Source organism: Sphingopyxis sp. H053 (genome assembly GCF_001468225.1).
Taxonomy (GTDB): domain Bacteria; phylum Pseudomonadota; class Alphaproteobacteria; order Sphingomonadales; family Sphingomonadaceae; genus Sphingopyxis.
Map to the genome: position 1 here is coordinate 54,918 of NZ_LNRU01000001.1, position 21,158 is coordinate 76,075.

19 protein-coding genes and 1 tRNA gene are annotated in these 21,158 nt (G+C 66.2%); all 20 read left to right on the plus strand.

The features are described from left to right. Positions 1 to 17: 17 nt before the first annotated feature. A complete protein-coding gene (locus ATE70_RS00250) occupies positions 18 to 1,550 on the plus strand; it encodes an acyl-CoA ligase (AMP-forming), exosortase A system-associated (protein ID WP_058535977.1) in 1,533 nt (510 codons plus the stop codon). Continuing rightward, complete coding sequence (locus tag ATE70_RS00255; RefSeq protein WP_058535978.1) at positions 1,547 to 2,776, plus strand: pyridoxal-dependent decarboxylase, exosortase A system-associated; 1,230 nt, start codon at positions 1,547 to 1,549, stop codon at positions 2,774 to 2,776. The genes ATE70_RS00250 and ATE70_RS00255 overlap by 4 nt, the downstream gene beginning before the upstream one ends. A gap of 172 nt (positions 2,777 to 2,948) precedes the next feature. Continuing rightward, positions 2,949 to 3,605 (plus strand): XrtA/PEP-CTERM system exopolysaccharide export protein, encoded by a 657-nt coding sequence (locus ATE70_RS00260; RefSeq protein WP_058535979.1) that lies wholly within the window; start codon positions 2,949 to 2,951, stop codon positions 3,603 to 3,605. Positions 3,606 to 3,650: 45 nt separating this feature from the next. Continuing rightward, positions 3,651 to 5,192: an XrtA system polysaccharide chain length determinant gene (locus ATE70_RS00265; protein ID WP_058535980.1), complete on the plus strand. Its 1,542-nt coding sequence runs from the start codon at positions 3,651 to 3,653 to the stop codon at positions 5,190 to 5,192. Between the two features lie 14 nt (positions 5,193 to 5,206). Beyond that, on the plus strand, positions 5,207 to 6,232 hold the full coding sequence (locus ATE70_RS00270; protein ID WP_058535981.1) for a P-loop NTPase: 1,026 nt from the start codon (positions 5,207 to 5,209) through the stop codon (positions 6,230 to 6,232). Next, positions 6,232 to 7,947: a hypothetical protein gene (locus ATE70_RS00275; RefSeq protein ID WP_058535982.1), complete on the plus strand. Its 1,716-nt coding sequence runs from the start codon at positions 6,232 to 6,234 to the stop codon at positions 7,945 to 7,947. Before ATE70_RS00270 ends, ATE70_RS00275 begins: the two co-directional genes overlap by 1 nt. Before the next feature lie 22 nt (positions 7,948 to 7,969). Next, entirely contained in the window at positions 7,970 to 9,253 is a 1,284-nt protein-coding gene (locus ATE70_RS00280; protein ID WP_058535983.1) for an XrtA/PEP-CTERM system-associated ATPase, read from the plus strand. 45 nt (positions 9,254 to 9,298) lie between these two features. After that, positions 9,299 to 10,159, plus strand: a complete 861-nt coding sequence (locus tag ATE70_RS00285) for an XrtA system polysaccharide deacetylase (protein WP_058535984.1) — start codon at positions 9,299 to 9,301, stop codon at positions 10,157 to 10,159. Then, positions 10,090 to 11,214, plus strand: coding sequence for a FemAB family XrtA/PEP-CTERM system-associated protein (locus tag ATE70_RS00290; RefSeq protein WP_082639338.1), 1,125 nt, complete (start codon positions 10,090 to 10,092; stop codon positions 11,212 to 11,214). The genes ATE70_RS00285 and ATE70_RS00290 overlap by 70 nt, the downstream gene beginning before the upstream one ends. After that, positions 11,214 to 12,419: a TIGR03087 family PEP-CTERM/XrtA system glycosyltransferase gene (locus ATE70_RS00295; RefSeq protein WP_058535985.1), complete on the plus strand. Its 1,206-nt coding sequence runs from the start codon at positions 11,214 to 11,216 to the stop codon at positions 12,417 to 12,419. Before ATE70_RS00290 ends, ATE70_RS00295 begins: the two co-directional genes overlap by 1 nt. Next, positions 12,416 to 13,894, plus strand: coding sequence for an exosortase A (xrtA, locus tag ATE70_RS00300; RefSeq protein WP_058535986.1), 1,479 nt, complete (start codon positions 12,416 to 12,418; stop codon positions 13,892 to 13,894). Before ATE70_RS00295 ends, xrtA begins: the two co-directional genes overlap by 4 nt. Positions 13,895 to 13,907: 13 nt before the next feature. Then, positions 13,908 to 15,803 carry an XrtA/PEP-CTERM system amidotransferase gene (locus tag ATE70_RS00305; protein WP_058535987.1) on the plus strand — a complete coding sequence of 632 codons (1,896 nt, stop codon included), beginning with the start codon at positions 13,908 to 13,910 and terminating at the stop codon, positions 15,801 to 15,803. A gap of 149 nt (positions 15,804 to 15,952) precedes the next feature. After that, positions 15,953 to 17,137 (plus strand): GNAT family N-acetyltransferase, encoded by a 1,185-nt coding sequence (locus ATE70_RS00310; protein WP_058535988.1) that lies wholly within the window; start codon positions 15,953 to 15,955, stop codon positions 17,135 to 17,137. After that, the gene (locus tag ATE70_RS00315) at positions 17,134 to 18,000 is read left to right on the plus strand and encodes a cupin-like domain-containing protein (RefSeq protein WP_058535989.1); all 867 of its coding nucleotides are present in this window, start codon (positions 17,134 to 17,136) and stop codon (positions 17,998 to 18,000) included. Before ATE70_RS00310 ends, ATE70_RS00315 begins: the two co-directional genes overlap by 4 nt. A 174-nt stretch (positions 18,001 to 18,174) precedes the next feature. Next, positions 18,175 to 18,393, plus strand: coding sequence for a translation initiation factor IF-1 (infA, locus tag ATE70_RS00320; protein ID WP_010162480.1), 219 nt, complete (start codon positions 18,175 to 18,177; stop codon positions 18,391 to 18,393). Beyond that, on the plus strand, positions 18,390 to 18,980 hold the full coding sequence (locus ATE70_RS00325) for a Maf family protein (RefSeq protein WP_082639332.1): 591 nt from the start codon (positions 18,390 to 18,392) through the stop codon (positions 18,978 to 18,980). The genes infA and ATE70_RS00325 overlap by 4 nt, the downstream gene beginning before the upstream one ends. After that, positions 18,973 to 19,956: a hypothetical protein gene (locus ATE70_RS00330; protein ID WP_058535990.1), complete on the plus strand. Its 984-nt coding sequence runs from the start codon at positions 18,973 to 18,975 to the stop codon at positions 19,954 to 19,956. The genes ATE70_RS00325 and ATE70_RS00330 overlap by 8 nt, the downstream gene beginning before the upstream one ends. Then, the gene (locus tag ATE70_RS00335) at positions 19,946 to 20,140 is read left to right on the plus strand and encodes a DNA gyrase inhibitor YacG (protein WP_058535991.1); all 195 of its coding nucleotides are present in this window, start codon (positions 19,946 to 19,948) and stop codon (positions 20,138 to 20,140) included. The genes ATE70_RS00330 and ATE70_RS00335 overlap by 11 nt, the downstream gene beginning before the upstream one ends. 95 nt (positions 20,141 to 20,235) lie before the next feature. After that, a tRNA-Phe gene (locus ATE70_RS00340) sits at positions 20,236 to 20,311 on the plus strand. A 401-nt stretch (positions 20,312 to 20,712) separates the two neighbouring features. Next, positions 20,713 to 21,066 (plus strand): helix-turn-helix domain-containing protein, encoded by a 354-nt coding sequence (locus tag ATE70_RS24025; protein ID WP_269433248.1) that lies wholly within the window; start codon positions 20,713 to 20,715, stop codon positions 21,064 to 21,066. Positions 21,067 to 21,158 lie beyond the last annotated feature (92 nt).

Consider the following 21,158-nt stretch of genomic DNA (forward strand, 5'->3'; position numbering starts at 1 on the left):
TCCTGTCCTAACAGCCGATGACCAAAGCCGAAAACACATCTTCCAGGCCGATCGACCATCTCGCCCGCCGCGGCGCGCCGGACGCGGCTGCGCTGCTGATCGGCGATCGGGTCACGACCTTCGCCGAACTCGACGCCGGCGTCGGACGGCTGGCGTCATGGCTGCTTGAACAGGCAGGCGGTCCCGGTGAACGTGTCGCGAGCTGGAGCGCCAAGACGCGGCTCGCCTGCCTGATGCCGCTCGCCGCGGCGCGCGCGGGGCTGATCCACGTGCCGGTCAATCCGCTGCTCAAGGGGCCGCAGGTGGCGCATATCCTGTCCGACAGCGGCGCGAAATTGCTCGTCACCAATGGCGCGCGCGCCGAGATGCTTGGCGACGGCCTGCCCGACGAATGTATGGTGCAGGATCTGAAAGTCGGCGAGGAAGTGATTGATTCGAGCGGGCAGGGGCTGCCCCCGTCGATTGCCGAGCCCGACGATCTCGCCGCCATCCTCTACACCAGCGGTTCGACGGGGCGCCCCAAGGGCGTGATGCTCAGCCACGCGAACCTGTGGCTCGGTGCCGAAAGCGTCGCTTCCTATCTGAAGATCGTGCCCGAAGACCGTGTGCTCGCCGTCCTGCCGCTGAGTTTCGACTATGGCCAGAACCAGCTGCTTTCGAGCTGGTATGCCGGCGCGGCGGTCGCGCCGCTCGATTATCTGACCGCGCGTGACGTCGTGAAGGCGGTGGCGCGGCACAGGGCGACGACGCTCGCGGGCGTGCCGCCGCTCTGGGTGCAGCTCGTCGAGGCCGAATGGCCCGCCGAAACCGCGGCCCATCTTAAACGCCTGACCAACAGCGGCGGCGCGCTCACGCCGTCGCTCATCGACGCGCTGCGGGCTACCTTCCCGGGCGCCGACATCTACCCGATGTACGGGCTGACCGAGGCATTCCGCTCGACCTATCTCGACCCGAAGTTCGTCGCCGACCATCCGACGTCGATGGGCCGCGCGATCCCGCATGCCGAAATATTGGTGTGCCGACCCGACGGCACGATCACCGCCGACGAAGAACCCGGCGAACTCGTCCATTGCGGCCCGCTCGTCGCCAAGGGCTATTGGCAGGACGAAGAACGCACCGCGCAGCGTTTCAAACCCGCGCCGCGCGCGTCGCATTATGGCGGCATGGCGGTGTGGTCGGGCGACACGGTGCGCCGCGATGCCAATCACCTCCTCTATTTCGTCGGCCGCGACGACGCGATGATCAAGACCGCCGGCAACCGCGTCAGCCCGACCGAGGTCGAGGACGTCGCGGTCGCATCGGGGCTGATCTACGAAGCCGTGGCATTCGGCGTTCCCGATCCGCGGCTCGGCGCGGCGATTGTCCTCATCGTGCGCGGCAAGGACGGCGTCGCCGACGAGGAGGGGCTCGCGGCCTATCTCCGCCAGAACCTCCCCAATTTCATGCAGCCGCAGGCGATCGAATGGCGCGATGCCCTGCCGCGCAATCCCAATGGCAAGCTCGACCGCGTGGCGATCGCCGCCGATTGGGCCAAGGAGTTGACGGCATGAAGCCGCATGGCCCGATCCCGCCCGGTTTCCGCGCCGATGTGAGCGGCATGTTACTCATCGGGGGCGACCGCGCCGAGGCGCTCGCCGACGTCGCGGGCGACACCCCGCTGTTCGCGTACGACAGCGCTATGCTCACCGCGCGCGTCGCCGAATGGCGCGCCGCGATGCCCGCCAAGGTGCAGCTTCATTATGCGATGAAGGCGAACCCATATGCGCCTTTGCTCGCCTTCATGGCGCGGCTGGTCGATGGGTTCGATGTCGCGTCGGGCGGCGAACTCAAAGCCGCGCTCGGCAGCGGGATGCCCGCGGGCGATATCAGTTTCGCCGGGCCCGGCAAGCGCGACCGCGAGCTCGAAGCGACGATCACCGCCGGCGCGACGCTCAATCTCGAATCGGCGGGCGAGGCGATGCGCGCGCTGTCGATCGCCCAGCATCTTGGCCTCACGCCCAGCCTCGCGGTGCGCGTCAATCCCGACTTCGACCTCAAGGGGTCGGGCATGAAGATGGGCGGCGGCGCCAAGCCCTTCGGCGTCGATGCCGCCGAAGTGCCGGCGCTCGTCCGCCGCCTCATCGATGCGGGTGCGGACTGGCAGGGTTTCCATATTTTCGCGGGATCGCAGGCGCTCGACGCCGCCGCGATCGCCGAAACGCAGGCGCAGACGGTTGCGCTCGCGGCGCGGCTCGCGAACGAGATCGGAGAGACCCCGCCGCTCGTCAATCTCGGCGGCGGTATGGGCGTGCCCTATTTCCCCGGCGACAAGCCGGTCGATGTGCGGGCCGTCGGAGCCGCGCTCGGCGAGACACTGGCGGCACGCGATCCGGTTCTCGCAAAAAGCCATTTCGCGATGGAGCTCGGCCGCTGGCTCGTTGCCGAGGCGGGGGTTTATCTGACCCGCATCGTCGACCGAAAGGTGAGCCACGGCGAAACCTTCCTCGTCACCGACGGCGGCCTCCACCACCAGCTCGCCGCTAGCGGCAATTTCGGCACCGTGATCCGCCGCAACTACCCGATCGTGGTCGCGGGCGCCTTCGGGCGCGAGCCCGTCGAGACCGTCTCGGTGGTCGGCTGCCTCTGCACCCCGCTCGACCGTCTCGGCGATCAGGTCGCGCTGCCGCGCGCCGAGGTTGGCGACCTCATCGCGATCTTCCTCGCCGGCGCCTATGGCGCGAGCGCCAGCCCCGCGACCTTCCTGGGGCAGGGGCCAGCGCGCGAAATGCTCGTCTGACGCGCCAGAATCTGTTCCTTATCGGGACAAAATCGGACAAGCGCGGTCCAAACTTAGTTCAATACTAACATTATGTTCACCCTTTTCGAGCAATGGCGGAAGCTGACGCAATGGCTGTCGCCGCGGAGTTCCGGACCGCGGTTCCCCTGACGGCTCGAAAGGTTGATGGATTATGGCTTCGTTCCCCTCGCTCCGCATCGCGCGCGCCGCGCTCGTATCGGGCATCGCCGCGACCGCGCTGACGGGTTGCATGGGCGCCGGCGGCAACGCGCCGCAGCTGCCGAGCGCGAACTTTGTTCAGAACCAGGAAGGGCCGGGCGAGGAATATATCATCGGCCCGCTCGACGAGCTCCAGATCTTCGTGTGGCGCAACCCCGAACTCGGCGGCAAGGTGCAGGTCCGCCCCGACGGCCGCATCACCACGCCGCTGATCACCGACATGCCCGCCGTGGGGAAAACCCCCACGATGTTGCAGCAGGACATCAAGCTCCAGCTCAGCCAATATATTACCGATCCGATCGTCAGCGTGATCGTCACCAGCTTCAACAGCACCTTCTCGCAGCAGATCCGCGTTGTCGGCGCGACCGAGAAACCCGCTTCGATCCCTTTCCGCGCCAACATGACCGTGCTCGACGCAATGATTGCAGTCGGCGGCCTCGGCGAATATGCCGCTGGAAACAAAGCGCGACTCGTCCGTTTCGACAAGGGCAGTGGGAAGCAGCAGGAGTTCGGCCTGCGGCTTAATGACCTGATCAAGCGCGGCGACATCAAGGCGAATGTGCGGCTGCAGCCCGGCGATGTGATCATCATCCCCGAAAGCATGTTCTGACCGTAGCCGCCACCCCACCCATCTCCCAAGGATCGATTTCGAGCGATGACCAGCCTTTACGACGAATTCCGGGTAGCGCTGCACAGCGTCTGGACGCGCCGGTGGCTCGTGCTGGCGGTGGCGTGGGGAATCTGCATCCTCGGCTGGCTCGCGATCGCGTCGATTCCCAACCGCTATGACAGCCGCGCGCGCCTGCTCGTCGACGTCAACGAAATCCTGCCCGACGACGCGCAGGGTGGCGGCGGGCGTCCGCAGCTCGACCAGATTCGCGAAACGCTGACCAGCGCGCGCAACATGGAAAAGGTCGCGGCGACGACCGGCCTGCTTCCCGCCGGCGCGAACGAGCGCGAAAAGGCCGGCGCGGTCGGCATGCTGCAAAAGAATATCAAGGTCATCCCGCAGCAGGACAATATCTTCGAAATCACCTCGAGCGTCGCGGTCGGCAGCCTGTCCGACGCCGACAATGCCAAGCTCGCCTCGGGCGTGCTCGACAGCCTGATCACCGTGTTCCGCGACGACCAGCTGCGCGGTGGCCGGATGAACGCGCGCGAGGGGCTGAAATTCCTCGACGCGCAGATCGCCGACCGCGAAAAGGCGCTGCGCGAGGTCGAAGCGCGCCGCGGCGCGTTCGAGGCGCAGAACATCGGCCTGATCCCGGGCGGCAGCGGATCGCCGGCGCAGCGCGTCGAAGCCGCGCGCGCCGAACTCGGCCAGATCGATTCGCAGCTCGTGTCGGCGCAGGCGCAGCTCGCCGCCGCCAACGGCCAGCTCTCCTCGACCCCCGCGACGATCAACATTCCCGGCATGGGCAGCGTCGGCGGCGGCGTCGCGCGCCAGCAGCTTGCCGGGGCGCAGAACGAACTGTCGTCGATGCGCGCACGCGGGCTGACCGACGCGCACCCCGACGTGATCGCGCTGAAAAGCCAGATCGCCTCGCTGAAAGCGATGGCCGACCGCGAAGGCGCGGGCGCGGGTGGCGGCGGCAACTCGCAGAATCCCGCCTATGCCTCACTGTCGGCGATGCGCGCCGAGCGCCAGGCGACGGTCAGCGCGTTGTCGTCGCGCAAGGCGCAGCTCACCGGTGACATCGCCAAGATCACCTCGCAGCAGATCCAGAATCCCGGCATCGCTGCCGAATACGACCGGATCAACGGCGAATATACCGCGTTTAAGGCGCAGTATGACAAATTGCTCGCGCAGCGCGAACAGGTCCGCATGCGGGGCGAGGTGCAGACCGAAACCGACGCGATCAAGATCGAACTGCTCGACCCGCCGTCGAAACCGACCAGCCCCGCCGCACCCAACCGGCCCTTGTTCCTGACGCTCGTCCTGCTCGCGGGCATCGGCGGCGGCATCGGCGCCGCCTTCGGTCTCGCTCAGGTGCGCACCAGCTACGCGACCGCCGCGAAGCTCGAACGCGCGAGCGGCCTGCCGGTGATCGGGTCGATCACCGAAGTCGTGACGGCAGAACGCCATCTCGACCGGCGCAAGAAACTCGTCTGGCTGGCGAGTGGCGGAGGCGCGCTGGTCGGGCTCTACGCCTTGTTGCTGGTCGTCGAATTCATCCAACGCGGCATGGTTGCGTGACGGGGGACGATGACATGAACGACCAACGCAAAGTCAAGCGCCCGCCCTCGCTCCTCGAACGCGCAGCCGACATGTTCGGCCTCGATCCCGCGGCCAATGCGCCGACGATCGACGTGTCGAAGCTGCCGCCCGAAGCGCCCAAAAAGACGAAGACGGCGAAGCCGGAACCCGCCGCGGACGCGCCGCAGCCCGAAATCCTCGATCCGGTCATCGAGGCGGCGCCCGCCGTCGAGGCCGCGCCCGCCGCCCCAAAGCCGTCGCCGCGCAAGGATGTCGCCAAGGCGGCGCCCGCGGTCGTCCCGACGCGGCAGGGAACGATCGACCGTGCGCGCCTTGCATCGCGCGGCATGATCGTGCCCGGCACGCCGGTCACCGGCATCTCCGAAGAATATCGCATCGTGAAGCGCGAGCTGATCCGCAATTTCGGCGGCGCTGGCAATCGCCCGATCCTGCCGCGCGGCCACCGCGTGCTGATCGCGTCGGCGAACCCGGGCGAGGGCAAAACCTTCTCGGCGGTCAATCTCGCGCTCAGCCTCGCGGTCGAGGCTGATCACGACGTGCTGCTGATCGACGCCGACATCGCCAAGCCGAGCGTGCTCGAAGCGCTCGGGCTCGATGACGGCCCCGGCCTGATGGACGCGCTCGCCGATCCGCATCTGCCGCTCGGCGACTGCCTGATCCAGACCGACATTCCGGGCCTCAAGGTCATGCCCGCGGGCACCGGCCATATGCACGACACCGAACTTCTCGCCTCGGCGCGGACCGAGGCGTTGCTCGCGCAGCTCGAAGCGGGCGCCCCGGGGCGCATCCTCATCATCGATTCGCCGCCGGTGCTCGCGGCGTCGCCCGCGGCGGTGCTCGCGGGGCATGTCGGGCAGACGATCATGGTCGTGCGCGCCGACGAAACACTCGAATCCGCATTGCGCGACGCGATCGGCCTGATGGGCGCGTGCCCGCATATCCAGCTGCTCCTCAACGGGGTCAAATTCTCGCCGGGCGGTCGCCGCTTCGGCACCTATTACGGACAGGGAGGCGCGTGATGCGCACCACCACCACCACCATGCGTCATATGTCGACGCTGGCGGCCGTGCTGCTCGCCGGGACGGCGACGGGCGCGCACGCGCAATTTTCGGGCGATCCGGGAACGGGCAGCGGCAACGCGCCTGCGGCCGGCGCGCCGGCCTCCGAAGGCCGCGCCGCGAAGCGCGCCGAAGGCCGCCGTGCGCAGCGCCAGGTCGACGTCAGCCCCTATCTCGAAATCGGCCAGGTCCTGACCGCCGACCTCAAAAATGGCGGCGACGTCCTCACCTATACGAACCTGGCGGTCGGCGTCGACGCGTCGATCGTGACGAACCGCGCCGAACTCGCGGGCACGCTGCGCTACGAACATAACATCGGATGGAATGGCGGCCTCGGCGATTCGGACACGATCAGCGGCCTCGCCCGCGGACGGATCGAGGCCGCGCGCGGCCTGAATCTCGAAGGCGGCGCGCTCGCCACGCGCTCGCGCGCCGACGGACAGGGCGCCGCGAGCGGTCTGTTGATCGGCGACGCCAGCAACGTCGCGAACCTCTATTCGCTCTACGCTGGCCCGACCTTCGCGCGCCGCATCGCCGGGCTCGACGTCGGCGCCGGCTATCGCTTCGGTTATACCAAGGTCGATGTGGACCAGCCCCCGATCCTCTCGCCGGGAACGCAGCCGCAGGATATTTTCGACAGCTCGACGAACCATGTCGCGTGGGCCAGCGTCGGTGCGCGGCCGGGCGACCTGCCGTTCGGGTGGCAAGTGTCGGGCGGGTACGAGCGCGAGGACGCGAGCCAGCTCGACCAGCGCTACGAGGGCAAATATGCCCGCGCCGACGTCACGGTGCCGATCGGCCCGACGGTCGCGCTGCTAGGCGGCGTCGGCTACGAGGATATCGAGATCGGCCAGCGCAATCCGGTGGTCGATGCCAATGGTGTCCCGGTGCGCGATGCCAGCGGCCGTTTCATCACCGACAAATCGACCCCGCGCCAGCTCTCGTTCGATACCGACGGGCTGATCTGGGATGCCGGCGTGATGTGGCAGCCGAGCCGCCGCACGTCGCTGACCGCGCGCGTTGGCCGCCGCTATGGCGACACCATCTACACCGGCAGCTTCACCTATCGCGCCGACCATGCGACCTCGATCCAGGTTGGGGTCTATGACGGATTGTCCAGCCTTGGCCGCGGCCTGTCGGGCGGGCTTGCCGCGCTGCCGACGCAATTCGACCCGACCCGCAATCCGATCAGCGGCGACGTCAATCCGTGCGTTTTCGGCCAGCAGGGCGGCGGCTGCCTCAGCAACCAGCTCGGCAATGCGACCTCGGCGCAGTATCGCAGCCGCGGTGTGCAGGCGACCTTGTCGTCGCGCTTCAGCGGATGGAGCTATGGCGTCGGCCTCGGTTACGACCAGCGTAAGCTGCTCGCGCCCTTGCTGTCGCCGATCGGCAGCCTCAACGGGATCAAGGACGAGAATTATTATCTCTTCGTGTCGGCGGCGCGTCAGCTCGACGTCGATTCGGACCTCTCGCTGTCGGGTTACGTCAATTATTTCGACAATGGCGCGCCGGGCGCCAGCGACGTCCAGTCGGCGGGCCTGACCACATCCTATTCGCGGCGCTTCTGGCGCGGCCTCACGGGGACCGCGGCGGCCAGCCTCAACGCCTTCGACCAAGAAGGCTTCAACAGTCAGCTTATCGGTTCAGCTTTGGTGGGACTTCGTTACAACTTCTGACCAGGCAACGGGAATTTTTGCGATGTACGATCAGTTCTATGGTTTCACCGGGCGTCCGTTCCAGCTGACGCCAGACCCGCATTTCTATTTTGAAAGCGGCACCCACCGCAAAGCGATGTCCTACCTCGGCTATGGCCTCGCGCAGGGCGAAGGCTTCATCGTCATCACCGGCGACGTCGGCGCGGGCAAGACGACGCTCGTCGGCCATCTGATGAACACGATCGACGCCAACCGCCTCACCGCGGTCAAGCTGGTGTCGACGCAGGTCGAGGGCGACGATCTTCTCCGCCTCGTCGCCGAACAATTCGGCATCGAATGGGAAGGGCAGAGCAAGGCCGAACTGCTGCGCTCGATGGAGCAATATCTGCGCGAACAGGCGCGCGCCGGCCGCCGCACGCTGCTGATCGTCGACGAGGGGCAGAATCTCGCGATCTCGGCGCTCGAAGAGCTGCGCATGCTGTCGAACTTCCAGCTCGGCGGCCATTCGCTGCTGCAGATTTTCCTGCTCGGCCAGCCCGAATTCCGCCAGACCTTGTTCCATTCGCCGGCGCTCGAACAGCTGCGCCAGCGCGTGATCGCGACGCACCACCTCGATCCGATGGAGCCCGAAGAGGTCGAGCCCTATATCCTCCATCGTCTCGGCAAGGTCGGCTGGACGGGCAACCCCAGCTTCAGCCCCGACGCGTTCGAGGAAATCTTCGATTATAGCGAGGGCGTGCCGCGCAAGCTCAACGTACTCGTCAGCCGCCTGCTGCTTTACGGCGCGGTCGAACAGATGAACCGCATCACCGCGCAGAATGTGCGCTCGGTGGTTGCCGAAATCGAGGCCGACCGCGGCATTGACGCGACGACGCTCGCGCCGCTGCCCGTCGACCAGGTCGTTGCGGCGGCCGCCGCTGCGGTGGCACCGACCCCCGCGCCCTTCGCCGTTCCGACGCCCGCCAACGAAGCGCCGCTCGAATGGCCGCAGCGCGCCGCCGAGCCCGCCGCCGATGGACCTCCGCCCTTCGCAGCGCCCGCCGAACCCGCGCGCGTCGTCCAGCTGACCCCGCCCAAACCGGCGGAGCCCGAGGCCGATGTTCTGGAACTCGCGCCCGAGCCCGCGGCCGAAGCGCCCGCTCCGGCGGCGCCCGCGATCGACCCCGAACATCTGGCGGCACTGGAAAAGCAGATCGCATCGCTCGAGGAACGCCTCGTCGAACAGGATGCCGCGCTCCGCCGCGTGCTCGACCTCTTGATCGAATGGGTCGAGCGCGATCCGGACAATGCCCCCAATCCGCAGAATTCGCGGACATGGGCTGCCTGACAACCCGGCCAAAATCGGCTATCCCGCTGATGAAGGTGAGGAAAAATGCAGAACGGCCTGTCGGTCGATGTCGAGGACTGGTTCCAGGTCGGCGCCTTTGAGCGCACGATCGACCGTGCCGACTGGCCGACGCTCGAATGCCGCGTCGAGGCGAATTGCGACGCGGTGCTGCAGATTTTCGCCGACGCGGGCGCCAAGGGCACCTTTTTCACCTTGGGCTGGGTCGCCGAACGCTATCCCGCGCTGATCAAGCGCATCGTCGCGGCGGGGCACGAACTCGCCAGCCACGGCTACGATCACAAGCGCGTCTTTAATATGACCGCCGACGAATTCGCGGCCGACCTCAAGCAGACGCAGGCGATCCTCGAAGACCTCGGCGGCGTGTCAATCCGCGGCTATCGCGCGCCGAGCTTTTCGGTCGATACGCGCACGCCGTGGGCGCATACGGTGCTCGCCGAACAGGGCTATGCCTATTCGTCGAGCGTCGCGCCGGTGGTCCACGATCATTATGGCTGGCCGCAAAGCCCACGCCATGCGTGGCGCCCGCTTCCCGACAGCGACCTCGTCGAATGGCCGGTCACGACCGCGCGCTTTGCCGGGCGGACGCTCGCGGCGGGGGGCGGCGGCTTCATGCGGATGCTGCCCTATGGCTTCACGCGCTGGGCGATCGCGCGAATGAACGAAGAGGGGCATCCGGCGATCCTCTATTTCCACCCATGGGAAATCGACCCCGGCCAGCCGCGCGTCGCCGATGCGCCGATCCGGTCGAAGATCCGCCATTACAGCGGCCTGTCGGCGATGGCCGGCAAGCTCAGGAAATTGCTCGCCGATTTCGAATGGACGCGCGCCGACGCCTTGCTCCCCGCGCAGCAGCAGCGCGCGCAGCCGTGGCGCGCCGCGGCGTGAACGCCCCTGTGTCGATCGACCAAAGCTTCACCGCCGCACCGCTCTCCGATGCGGCGGCGTGGGACGCCTATGTCGCAGCGCACGCGCAAGCGACGCCCTTCCACACCCGCGCATGGTGCGAGGCGATTACAAAGGCGACCGGCCACCGCTGCCACCTCGTCACCGCGCGCGATGCGAGCGGCGCGCTCACCGGCCTCCTGCCGCTTCACCATATCCGCTCGCCTCTCTTCGGTCAGGCGCTGGTCGGCAGCGGCTTCGCGGTCGATGGCGGCATCCTCGCCGACGATCCGGCGGTCGCGGCAACGCTCGCACAGGGCGCGGCCGACATGGCCCGCTCACTCGGCGTTCCGTCGGTCGAACTGCGTGGCGGCCCGCTGCCCGCGGGCTGGCAGGTCGAGGAAGGCATTTACGCAGGCTTCGCGCGCGACCTTGCTGCCGACGACGACGCCGAACTCCTCGCCATCCCGCGCAAACAGCGCGCCGAGGTCCGCAAGGCGCTCGAAAGCGGCCTCACCGTCACCACCGGCCGCTCCGAACAGGACCGCCGCGACCATTATCGCATCTACGCAACCAGCGTCCGCAACCTCGGCACGCCCGTTTTTCCTAAATCATTGTTTTCATGCGTTATTGAAGCTTTCGGCGACGACGCCGACATCCTCAATGTGCGCAACGATCGTGAAGTTGTCGCCAGCGTCCTCAGCCTCTACTGGCGCGGCACCGTCATGCCCTATTGGGGTGGCGGCACCGCCGATGCCCGCAAGCTGCGCGCCAACGAACTCATGTACTTCGCCCTCATGCGCCACGCCCGCGAACGCGGCTGCACCGGCTTCGACTTCGGCCGCTCGAAGCTCGGCACCGGCCCCTTCGCTTACAAAAAGAACTGGGGTTTCGAGCCGCAACCGCTCGTCTACGCCCGCTGGCTCGCGCCGGGCGAAATCGCGCGCGACACCAACCCGAACAGCGCCAAATATCGGCTGCAAGTCGATCTGTGGAAAAAACTGCCGCTGTGGGCGGCGAACCGGATCGGCCCGCTGATCGCTCGTGGATTGGGGTAATGGCCGAAATCCTATTCCTCGTTCACCGCGCGCCCTGGCCCCCCGACCGCGGCGACCGGATCCGCAGCTGGCATATGCTCGAGGCACTGGCGAAGCTCGCGCCGGTGCACGTCGCCGCGCTCGCCGACACGGAAGCCGATGCCGCCATCGCTCGCGAAAAGATGGCTCCGCTTTGCAAAAGCTTGACGATCGAAGTGCGCAACGTGTCGCGCCCGGTTGCGCTCGCGCAGGCGGTGCTGCGCGGTGAACCGGTATCGAACCGGCTGTTTCGCAGCGCCGCGCTGGCGCGCCATGTCGACGCGCTAATCGGGCAGGGTGATGTCAGCCATATCGTCGCCTTCTCCGGCCAGATGGCGCAATATCTGCCCGCCCGGTTCGATGGCCCTGTGCTGATGGATTTCGTCGACGTCGATTCGGCAAAATTCGCCACTTACGCCGAGCAGGATAAGTGCCAGCCGCTGAGCTGGGTCCATGCGCGCGAGGCCCGTGTTTTGGGCGCCTATGAGGCGGCGGTGGCGCGCCGCGTCGGCGCCAGCCTGTTCGTGAGCGAGGCCGAGGCGGCGTTGTTTCGCAAGCAAAGCGAACTCGGCACCGACAAGGTTCGCGCAGTCGAGAATGGCATCGACACCGACCGGTTCGACCCGTCGGTCCAGCTCGATGCGGTCGAGGCAGGCGAAGGGCCGCTTGCCGTCTTCACCGGTCAGATGGATTACCGCCCCAATATCGATGCGGTGCGCTGGTTCGCAAATGACATCCTGCCGCTGATCCGTCAGCGTCACCCGCAAGCACGCTTCGCGATCGTCGGCCGCGCGCCGAACGACGAGGTGCGCTCGCTTGAAAAAATGCCTGGCGTGAAGGTCACCGGCGAGGTTCCCGACGTGCGGCCGTGGCTCGCCGCCGCCGATGCCGTGGTCGCGCCGCTGTTGCTCGCACGCGGTGTCCAGAATAAACTGCTCGAGGCGATGGCGATGGCGCGACCGGTGGTGGCAAGCGCCGCTGCTGCCACGGGAATCGACGCGGTTCCGGGCGAGCATCTGCTCGTTGCCGATAATGCCACGGGTATTGCCGGAGCCGTGTGCGCCCTCTTCGACGACCACGCGGCGGCCGCGAAGATGGGGCAGGCGGCGCGCATGCGAATGATCGCGCGCTATGGCTGGGAGGCCCGCCTTGCGCCGCTCGGCGAATTGCTGGGACTACCTGCATGACACGCTGGCAACGCCATCTTGCTGCGCTCGCTTTCTTGTCGGCCGCGATCTTCGCGATCTTCTGGCGTGAGGCGGCCGACGTGGCGGGTATCTGGTGGAATAGCTCGACCTTTACCCATTGCCTGCTGATCGTGCCGATGATCGGCTGGCTGGTGTCGCAGCGCGCGGCGCTGCTGCGGCCGCTGACGCCGGTCTTTTGGTGGCCCGGGCTGATATGGATGGCCGGAGCGGGACTGGTGTGGCTGGTCGGCGAGGCCGCAGGCGTCGGCCTGTTCCGTCAGCTGGCTCTCATTCTCATGTTGCAGGGCGCGGTCGCGGCGACGCTCGGCGAAAAGCTCGTGCGCGCTTTGCTCTTCCCGCTCGGCTATGCGTTGCTGCTCGTGCCGTTCGGTGAAGAACTGGTGCCGCTGCTCCAGACGCTGACCGCGCATATCAGCGTGGTCCTGCTCCACCTGTCGGGCATTCGGGCCGAGATGGAGGGGGTGTTCATCACCACGCCCGCGGGCTTCTTCGAGGTTGCCGAGGCGTGCTCGGGGGTCAATTTCCTGATCGCGATGCTCGCTTTTGCAGTGTTCGCGGCGCATCTCTGCTTCCGCAGTTGGACGCGGCGGATCGTCTTTGTCCTCGCCGCGCTCGCGACGACGATCCTCGCCAATGCGTTGCGCGCCTATGGCACGATGGTCGCGGCGGAAATCTGGGGGATCGAGGCAGCGGGCGGGATCGATCATATCTTCTACGGCTGGTTCTTCTTCGCCGCCGTGATCCTCCTCGTCATGCTCGTCGCGCGGCGCTGGTTCGACCGGCCGGCGAACGATGTCGCGGTCGATGTGCGCGGGCTGGGCGGCGTGTCGCGTTTTTCCGGGCCGGCGAAAGCGGTGTTGCCAGTGGCGCTCGCGATTCCGTTGCTCTTTGCCGGTTGGGGGACGCTGGTGGGCGGGCGCAGCTCACCCTTGCCCAATACGATGACGATCGAAGCCCCGCCGGGCTGGGGTGAGGCGCGCGTCGAAACCATGGAATGGCAGCCGCGCTTCGATGGCGCCGATCAACGGCTGCTGCGCCAGTTCGCCAACGACAGGGGGCAGGCGGTGACCGTCGCGATCGGCGGATATGAGCACCAGGCGGAGGGGCGCGAGGTCGTCGCCTTCGGGCAAGGCGCGATCGACCCCGACAGCAGATGGAAGTGGAGTGCCTCGCTGCCCGCGGTCGAGGGTGCGAAGACCGAGCGGCTGCTGCACCCCGGTCCGGTACTGCGCGATGCGGCGACCTGGTATGTCGTCGATGGCAAGGTGACCGGCAGCGCGCGCACGGCAAAATTTGCGGGTCTCAAGGCACGGCTGCTCGGCGGCGACCCGCGCGCATTGTCACTGATCATATCGAGCGAGGAGCGGCGCGGCGGCCGCAATGCGATAGAGGATTTCCTTTCCGCGTCGGGCGGAGTCAACGCAATGGCTGACCGCGCGCTGAAAACGCGTTAAGAGCGGTTCCTATATGTGTGGGATCGCCGGCATCTATCATCTGGAAACGGCGAAACCGGTCGACCCGGCGCGCCTGCGCGCGATGCTCCAGCCGATGCAGCATCGCGGCCCCGACGGATCGGGCGAGTGGACGGCACCCGGGGTCGGGCTGGGTCATCTCCGCCTCTCGATCATCGATATCGCGGGCAGCCCGCAGCCGATGGCGAGCGACGACGAGATCGTGACGCTCTCCTATAATGGCGAAATCTATAATTTCCGCGAGTTGCGCGCCGAGCTCGAGGATCGTGGCCACCGCTTCCGCACCAGCGGCGATACCGAGGTCATCATCGCGGCGTGGCGCCAATGGGGCCCCGATTGCCTGTCGCGGCTTAATGGCATGTTCGCCTTTGCGATCCACGATCATCAGCGCGGGTGCCTGTTCCTCGCGCGCGACCGGTTGGGGGTGAAGCCGCTCCATTATGTGCGCCTGTCCGACGGATCGGTCGCGTTCGCGTCCGAGCTGAAAGGGCTGCTCCGCAATCCGCTGCTCCGGCAGGAAGCCAATCTGACCGCGATCGAGGATTTCCTCGCTTTCGGTTATGTCCCCGACGACAATTGCATCGTCGCGGGCGTCGAGAAACTGCCCGCCGGCCATTATCTGATGCTCGAACGCGGCAAGCCGGTGCCCGCACCGACGCGCTGGTGGGCGCCCGATTTCTCGAAGCGTATCCGCGCGAGCGAAGGCGAGGCGGCCGAGCATCTCGTCCACTTGATGCGCGCCGCGGTGACCGACCGCATGGTCGCCGACGTGCCGCTCGGCGCCTTCCTGTCGGGCGGGGTCGACAGCAGCGCGGTCGTCGCGCTGATGGCCGAGGCGAGCGCGAAGGCGGTCAAGACCTGCACGATCGGCTTCGATCAGGCGGCCCTCGACGAAACCGCCTACGCACAGCAGATTGCCGAACGCTTCGCGACCGACCATCGGACGCGCACCGTGTCGTCGGGGGATTTTACGCTCGTCGACAAGATTGCCGATCATTTCGACGAACCCTTTGCCGATGCGAGCGCCCTGCCGACCTATCGTGTGTGCGAACTCGCCCGCGAAGAGGTGACGGTGGCACTCTCGGGCGATGGTGCCGACGAGGCATTCGCGGGATACCGCCGTCTTGTGTTCCAGCATCAGGAGGAGAAGCTGCGCGGGCTGATCCCGGGCTTTATGCGCCGCGGGGTGCTCGGCCCATTGTCGCATGTCTGGCCGCAAATGGATTGGGCACCGCGCCCGCTGCGCGCGCGCGCGACGCTCGCCAGCCTGTCGAAGAGCGGGGCGGAGGGCTACGCCGAAGCCGTTGGCGTGACGGGGCAGGCGCAGCGTTCGCGCCTGTTCAACGACGCCGCGCATCATGCGCTCGGCGATCATGTCGCCGAGACGCGATACTGGAAGGCGATGGCCGAGGCGCCGGCACGCGAGCCCCTCGATCGCGCGCAATATGCCGATCTGCAAATCTGGCTGCCCGGCGACATTCTGACCAAGACCGACCGGATGAGCATGGCGGTCAGTCTCGAAGCGCGCGAGCCTTTGCTCGACTATCGCCTGATCGAATTCGCGGCGAGCTTGCCCGCGTCGATGCGCGTCAAGCGCGGCACGGGCAAGGCGATCATGAAGCAGGCGATGGAACGCTATTTGCCGCACGATATCCTGTACCGCCCGAAGATGGGGTTCGTGACGCCGGTATCGCACTGGTTCCGCGGCCCGCTCGTCGAACAGGCGAAGGGTCTGGCGACGTCGTCGACGCTCGCGCGTTCGGGCTGGTTCGATATGGCCGAAATCGAACGCATCGTCGCCGCGCATCAGTCGGGCCGGCGTGATCACGGGCGGCTGATCTGGCAATTTTTCATGCTGGAAAAATCGCTGGCGAAGCTTTTCGGGATCTGATCTCCCCTCCCTTCTAGGGAGGGGTCGGGAGTGGGTATGCGAACTGGAAAGAACGCCTGCGGCGACCCACCCCTAACCCCTCCCTAGAAGGGAGGGGCTTAGTTGATTTGCCACCCATCTTTAACGCTTGGCTGCTAGGCTCGCTGCCGATGACGGTCCATCCTGCCTTTCCGACGAGCGCCACCGAAGCCGCGCCGCTCACCGTACGTGTTGTCGATCCGCTGGCGCTGTCACCCGACCTTGCCGCGCAGTGGGATCGGCTGGCCGGCGAGGCGAGCGAGCCCAATCCCTTTGCCGAGCGCTGGTGCCTGCAATCGGCGCTGCACCTGCTCGATCCCGACCGCCACGCGCGGCTGGTGCTCGTGCAGGGCGGCAGCGACGGGCCGGTGATCGGCATCATGCCGCTCGCCCCCGCGGCGCATTACGGCCGCGTGCCGCTGCGCCATGTCACGGGCTGGGCGCATCCCAATCATTTCCTCGGCAGCCCGCTCGTGCGCGCGGGTTTCGAAAATTTGTTCTGGTCGATCCTGCTCGGCTGGTGCGACGCGGCGCCATGGGCACGGACGCTGGTGCATGTGCCGCGGTTGACGGAGGACGGTCCGCTGCACCGCGCGCTGGTCGATGTCGCGCGGATGCGCGGCGGCGAGGCCGAGGTGGTACACCGCGAGGAACGCGCGCTGCTCGAAAGCGATCTGTCGCCCGAGGATTATTGGGACGCCGCGGTGCGCGCAAAGAAGCGCAAGGAGCTGCGGCGGCAGGCGAACCGGCTGGCCGAGCAGGGCGCGGTGCAATTTCGCCGCTGGCAGCTGGGTGAGGCGATCGATCCGTGGGTCGATGCCTTCCTAGACCTCGAGGCGCGCGGCTGGAAGGGGCGCGCCAAATCCGCGCTCGCGAGCCAAAGCGACACGCAGGCCTGGTTCCGCGCGATCCTCATTGCGGCAGGCGATGCCGGCAGACTCGACATGCGCGCGCTCGACCTCGACGACAGTCCGCTCGCCATGCTCGTGAATTTCCTTTGCCCGCCCGGCGGCTTTTCATTCAAGACTGCGTTCGACGAGGATTATAGCCGTTTCTCGCCTGGCGTGCTGCTGCAACAGGCTAATCTCGATCTGCTCGACCACCCGCAAATCGATTGGGTCGACAGCTGCGCGGCGCCGGGCCATCCGATGATCGACAGCGTCTGGCGCGAACGCCGGGCGCTGGTTTGGGTCAATGTTTCCTTGTCGGCGGCATCCGACCGGCTCCGCTTCGCCATGCTGATGAAGACCGAGCGGCTCTGGCGGCGCTGGAAGGGTGCCGCGGCGCCCGAAAATGAAGTAGAAAGCCCATCATGACCGCGCATCAGCCGATCACTCGTCCGGTATTCCCCGCCGAAACGCTTGAGCGGATGGCGGCGCTCTATCCGCTGCACGCGGGACTGCTCCACCATCATCTGCCCGACCATCCGCTACTCTCGCTCGAAGCGCTCGCGCAGCTCGGCGAAAGCCTGCCCGCGAGCGAGGTCGAATATAATCCGGGCAATGTGCCGATCGGCGTCCTGCCCGAAGATGTCCCGTCGAACGGCCTGTCGATCGGCGAGACGATCCGGACGATCGAGAGAAACGGCAGCTGGGCGGTGCTCAAGAATATCGAGAATGTCGAAGCCTATCGCGCGCTGCTGATGGATCTGCTCGGCGAGTTGAAGCCCGTTGTCGAACCGCGGACCGGCGCGATGCTGACGCCGCAGGGTTTCATCTTCATCTCGTCGCCGGGATCGATCACACCGTTTCACTTCGATCCCGAGCATAACATCCTGCTCCAGCTCAGGGGCACGAAGGTGATGAACGTCTGGCCGTCGGGCGACGAACGGTTTGCCCACCGCCGCGAGCATGAGCGCTATCATACTGGCGGCCACCGCAACCTGCCGTGGCAGGACGAATATCATGGCGATGCGCAGCAGGTGCCGCTTGGTCCCGGCGACGCGGTGCTGATGCCGGTGATGGCGCCGCATTTCGTGGCCAACGGCGATGCGCCGTCGATCTCGCTGTCGATCACCTGGCGCAGCGAATGGAGCTATCGCGAGTCCGAGGCGCACGCCGCCAATGCGACCTTGCGCCGCTTGGGTCTCGACCCTGCGATGCCGCCGCGCTGGCCGAGCTATGCCTGGATGAAAACAATTGGCTGGCGCATCGCGCGCAGGCTCAAGCTCGTGTCATAACCCGTCTATGTCTTCGCCCCGGACTTGATCCGGGGTTCGCCCGTCCTTGATGGAAAAGATGGATGCCGGATCAAGTCCGGGGCGACGAAATTGGAGGGTGTGACAGATTGCTTTCAATTGGCATAAATTGGCGTTATGGGCCCGCATCCTTGATTTCGAGCCCATAGAGGACTGATGGCGAAAGAAGAACTTCTGGAAATGCGCGGCCAAGTGGTCGAACTGCTGCCCAACGCGATGTTTCGCGTCAAACTGGAAAATGACCACGAGATTCTGGGTCACACCGCCGGCAAGATGCGCAAGAACCGAATCCGCGTTCTGGTGGGCGACGAAGTGCTCGTCGAACTCACCCCCTATGACCTGACCAAGGGTCGGATCACCTATCGCTTCAAGTGAGCAGCGCGGCGAACTTTCCCGTGCTGGTGCTTGCTTCGACATCGCCGCGCCGGCGCGAACTGCTGGCGCGGATCGGCCTTGTGCCGGCGCGCATCGCCGCGCCTGAAATCGACGAGACACCGCTGAAGGCCGAGCTGCCACGTGACTATGTCGCGCGGCTCGCCAAGGGCAAGGCGCTCGCGGTCGAGCGTGCGCCGGACGAGGTCGTGCTTTCGGGCGATACCGCCGTCGCGGTGGGCCGCCGCATTCTCGAAAAGCCGGCCGACGAGGCCGATCTGCGCCGGATGCTCGGGCTGCTGTCGGGGCGGCGGCACCATGTCTATTCGGGGATTTGCGTCGTCGGAACCGACGGAAAGGCGCGCGTGCGCGTCGTCGATACGGTCGTCGCATTCAAGGCGCTGAGCGCCGCCGAAATCGACCGCTATGTCGAATCGGGCGAGGGCATGGGCAAGGCGGGCGGCTACGCGATCCAGGGCCGCGCCGAAACCTTCGTCCGCTTCCTGTCGGGCAGTCATTCGAACGTTGTCGGCCTGCCGTTGTTCGAAACGCGCGCGCTGTTGAGCAGCGCGGGAATCGCGCTTGGCTGAGTGGCTTTACGAAGCCGGAATCGGCGAAGCGCGCGCGGCGCTGGTCGAGGATGGCGCGATCGTCGAAGCCCGGATCGAGCGCGACCATGAAGGACCGCCCGTCGGCACCGTGCAACAGGCCCGGCTGGTCGAGGCGGGGAAAAAGCCGCTGGCCATGCTCGACGGGCCCGGCGAACAGCTTGTCTCGCTTGCCAGATTGCCGCCCGGCATCCCGATCGGTTCGCAATTGAAGCTGGAAATCACCCGCGCGGCGCTGATGGAGCGCGGCCGCGACAAGCTCGGACGAGCGAAGATCGCCGATCCCGACGCGGCGGTGGGCCCCGGGCTCGACCTGCGCGCGCGGATCGCGGCGACCGGGGTGAAGGTTGTCGAGCTCGGGGCGCCCGGACCCGACCGGCTGGAAGAAGCCGGCTGGTCGGAGATCGTCGGCCATGTGCGAGCCGGCCATTGGCCGTTCGGCGACGGCGCGCTGTGGGTCGACGCGACGCCGGCGATGGTGCTGATCGACATCGACGGCGATGGTGACCCGCTGGCGCTGGCCAAGGCGGGCGCGGCGGCCGCGGTCAGGGTGATTCGCTGCTGCGACATCACGGGATCGATCGGAATCGATTTTCCGTCGTTGGCAAGCCGGGCCGACCGGCTTGCGATCGATGCGTCGATCGATACGCTTTTGCCGCAGCCCTTCGAGCGCACCGCGGTCAACGGGTTCGGCCTGATGCAGATCATCCGCCGCCGCGTGCGGCCCTCGCTGATCGAACAGATTCGGCTCGATCCCGTCGCCACCGACGGCGCCCTGCTGCTGCGGCAGGCGGAACGCGCGGTCGGGGCAGGGGTTTTGAAACTGACTTCGCGTCCTGCCGTGATCGATCATGTCGGCCGCCACCCGCTCTGGATCGAAATGCTGCAAAGATGTACAGGCCGGCCAGTCGAACTGATCGCCGACGCCCAGATCAAAGGAATGGGCCATGCCCAATAAGATATCCGCCAAATCGCAATCCTGTCCGCTGTGCGGCAAGCCGCGCGAGCCCGAATATAAGCCCTTTTGCAGCCGCGGCTGCCGCGATCGCGACCTGTTGACCTGGTTCGGCGAAGGCTATCGCGTACCCGTCGATCAGGCGCCCGACGGCACGGCCGAGGACGATCGTTTCGACGAAGGCTGACCCCGAAATAGAGCGTCACAAAGCCTCTGGACAGGATGCAAAGCCCTGCCTATAGCCGCCGCTCGCCAGCGCGACCGACCGGTCGCAGCGGCCGTGCCCGGGTAGCTCAGTTGGTAGAGCATGCGATTGAAAATCGCAGTGTCGGCGGTTCGACCCCGTCCCCGGGCACCATTCGCTTTTCAGAACATCCCGGAAAATCCGGATGTAGAACTGGGGCCGTTATAGGCGCTCCAGCTATCGCGTGGCAAACAAGCGCGGACCGTCTCGCTCGAGGCATACCCGAACGTCGGTTTGACGGCCGCGTTGATCCCGATGAGTGCGCTTCTTTCGAGCAGGGAATCGACCGCGACTATCAAATACTTATCGGCACCCGCTCCAAATGTTGGGCGTTGGCGTGAAAGGCCTGTCGGGTTATGTATCTGTAAAAATATGTAAAATTTCGACAATTGAGGGTGCATTCCAGGAAGATGAGGATAGCTGTATCCCATATGGTCTGACGAAAACGCAAAAGGACCATGCTGGAAAAGGCCGGGGCTATATCAAGAGCTGCGGTGTCGCCGAGGTAAATATTGTTGCAAAACCTGACAGGACCACGGAGGGCTGGAAATGGTGGTAGCTCGCTACCTTCCGGCAGCTTTGGGGCACGTCTACGGTATCTGAGAACCGTGAAGGGCCTCAGCCAAGCAGATGTCGCGTCGTGTCTCGGCGTCAGTAAACCGGCGATTTCGGGCTGGGAAAAGGGGCGCACGCGGCCAAAAAATGCGCGCTTGGGGGCTCTCGCGGACTTGCTCGGTGTGTCGCAATTTGACCTGATGGAAGAGCCGCTGCCCGTTGCGTACGGTGACGTGATCGCCCGCAGCCGGATACAGATCGCTCAAAAACTGGGTGTCGAACTCAACAAGGTAAGGATAATCATCGAGTTCTAGATTATCGGCAAATCGAAACCGAAGGCAATCTCGCCGGCATGGAAGCCGCAAAGCTGTTGGTTGCGAGCCCGATATCCGGCAGCGCGAAGCGT

What these genes read in the sequence shown, in the direction of transcription:
- ATE70_RS00250 (WP_058535977.1), top strand. Translation starts at nt 18, where the DNA reads ATGACCAAAGCCGAAAACACATCTTCCAGGCCGATCGACCATCTCGCC.
- ATE70_RS00305 (WP_058535987.1), top strand. Translation starts at nt 13,908, where the DNA reads ATGTGTGGGATCGCCGGCATCTATCATCTGGAAACGGCGAAACCGGTC.
- ATE70_RS00310 (WP_058535988.1), top strand. Translation starts at nt 15,953, where the DNA reads ATGACGGTCCATCCTGCCTTTCCGACGAGCGCCACCGAAGCCGCGCCG.
- ATE70_RS00295 (WP_058535985.1), top strand. Translation starts at nt 11,214, where the DNA reads ATGGCCGAAATCCTATTCCTCGTTCACCGCGCGCCCTGGCCCCCCGAC.
- ATE70_RS00265 (WP_058535980.1), top strand. Translation starts at nt 3,651, where the DNA reads ATGACCAGCCTTTACGACGAATTCCGGGTAGCGCTGCACAGCGTCTGG.
- ATE70_RS00280 (WP_058535983.1), top strand. Translation starts at nt 7,970, where the DNA reads ATGTACGATCAGTTCTATGGTTTCACCGGGCGTCCGTTCCAGCTGACG.
- ATE70_RS00335 (WP_058535991.1), top strand. Translation starts at nt 19,946, where the DNA reads ATGCCCAATAAGATATCCGCCAAATCGCAATCCTGTCCGCTGTGCGGC.
- infA (WP_010162480.1), top strand. Translation starts at nt 18,175, where the DNA reads ATGGCGAAAGAAGAACTTCTGGAAATGCGCGGCCAAGTGGTCGAACTG.
- ATE70_RS00315 (WP_058535989.1), top strand. Translation starts at nt 17,134, where the DNA reads ATGACCGCGCATCAGCCGATCACTCGTCCGGTATTCCCCGCCGAAACG.
- ATE70_RS00260 (WP_058535979.1), top strand. Translation starts at nt 2,949, where the DNA reads ATGGCTTCGTTCCCCTCGCTCCGCATCGCGCGCGCCGCGCTCGTATCG.
- ATE70_RS00255 (WP_058535978.1), top strand. Translation starts at nt 1,547, where the DNA reads ATGAAGCCGCATGGCCCGATCCCGCCCGGTTTCCGCGCCGATGTGAGC.
- ATE70_RS00275 (WP_058535982.1), top strand. Translation starts at nt 6,232, where the DNA reads ATGCGCACCACCACCACCACCATGCGTCATATGTCGACGCTGGCGGCC.
- ATE70_RS00270 (WP_058535981.1), top strand. Translation starts at nt 5,207, where the DNA reads ATGAACGACCAACGCAAAGTCAAGCGCCCGCCCTCGCTCCTCGAACGC.
- xrtA (WP_058535986.1), top strand. Translation starts at nt 12,416, where the DNA reads ATGACACGCTGGCAACGCCATCTTGCTGCGCTCGCTTTCTTGTCGGCC.
- ATE70_RS00290 (WP_082639338.1), top strand. Translation starts at nt 10,090, where the DNA reads ATGGACGCGCGCCGACGCCTTGCTCCCCGCGCAGCAGCAGCGCGCGCA.
- ATE70_RS00285 (WP_058535984.1), top strand. Translation starts at nt 9,299, where the DNA reads ATGCAGAACGGCCTGTCGGTCGATGTCGAGGACTGGTTCCAGGTCGGC.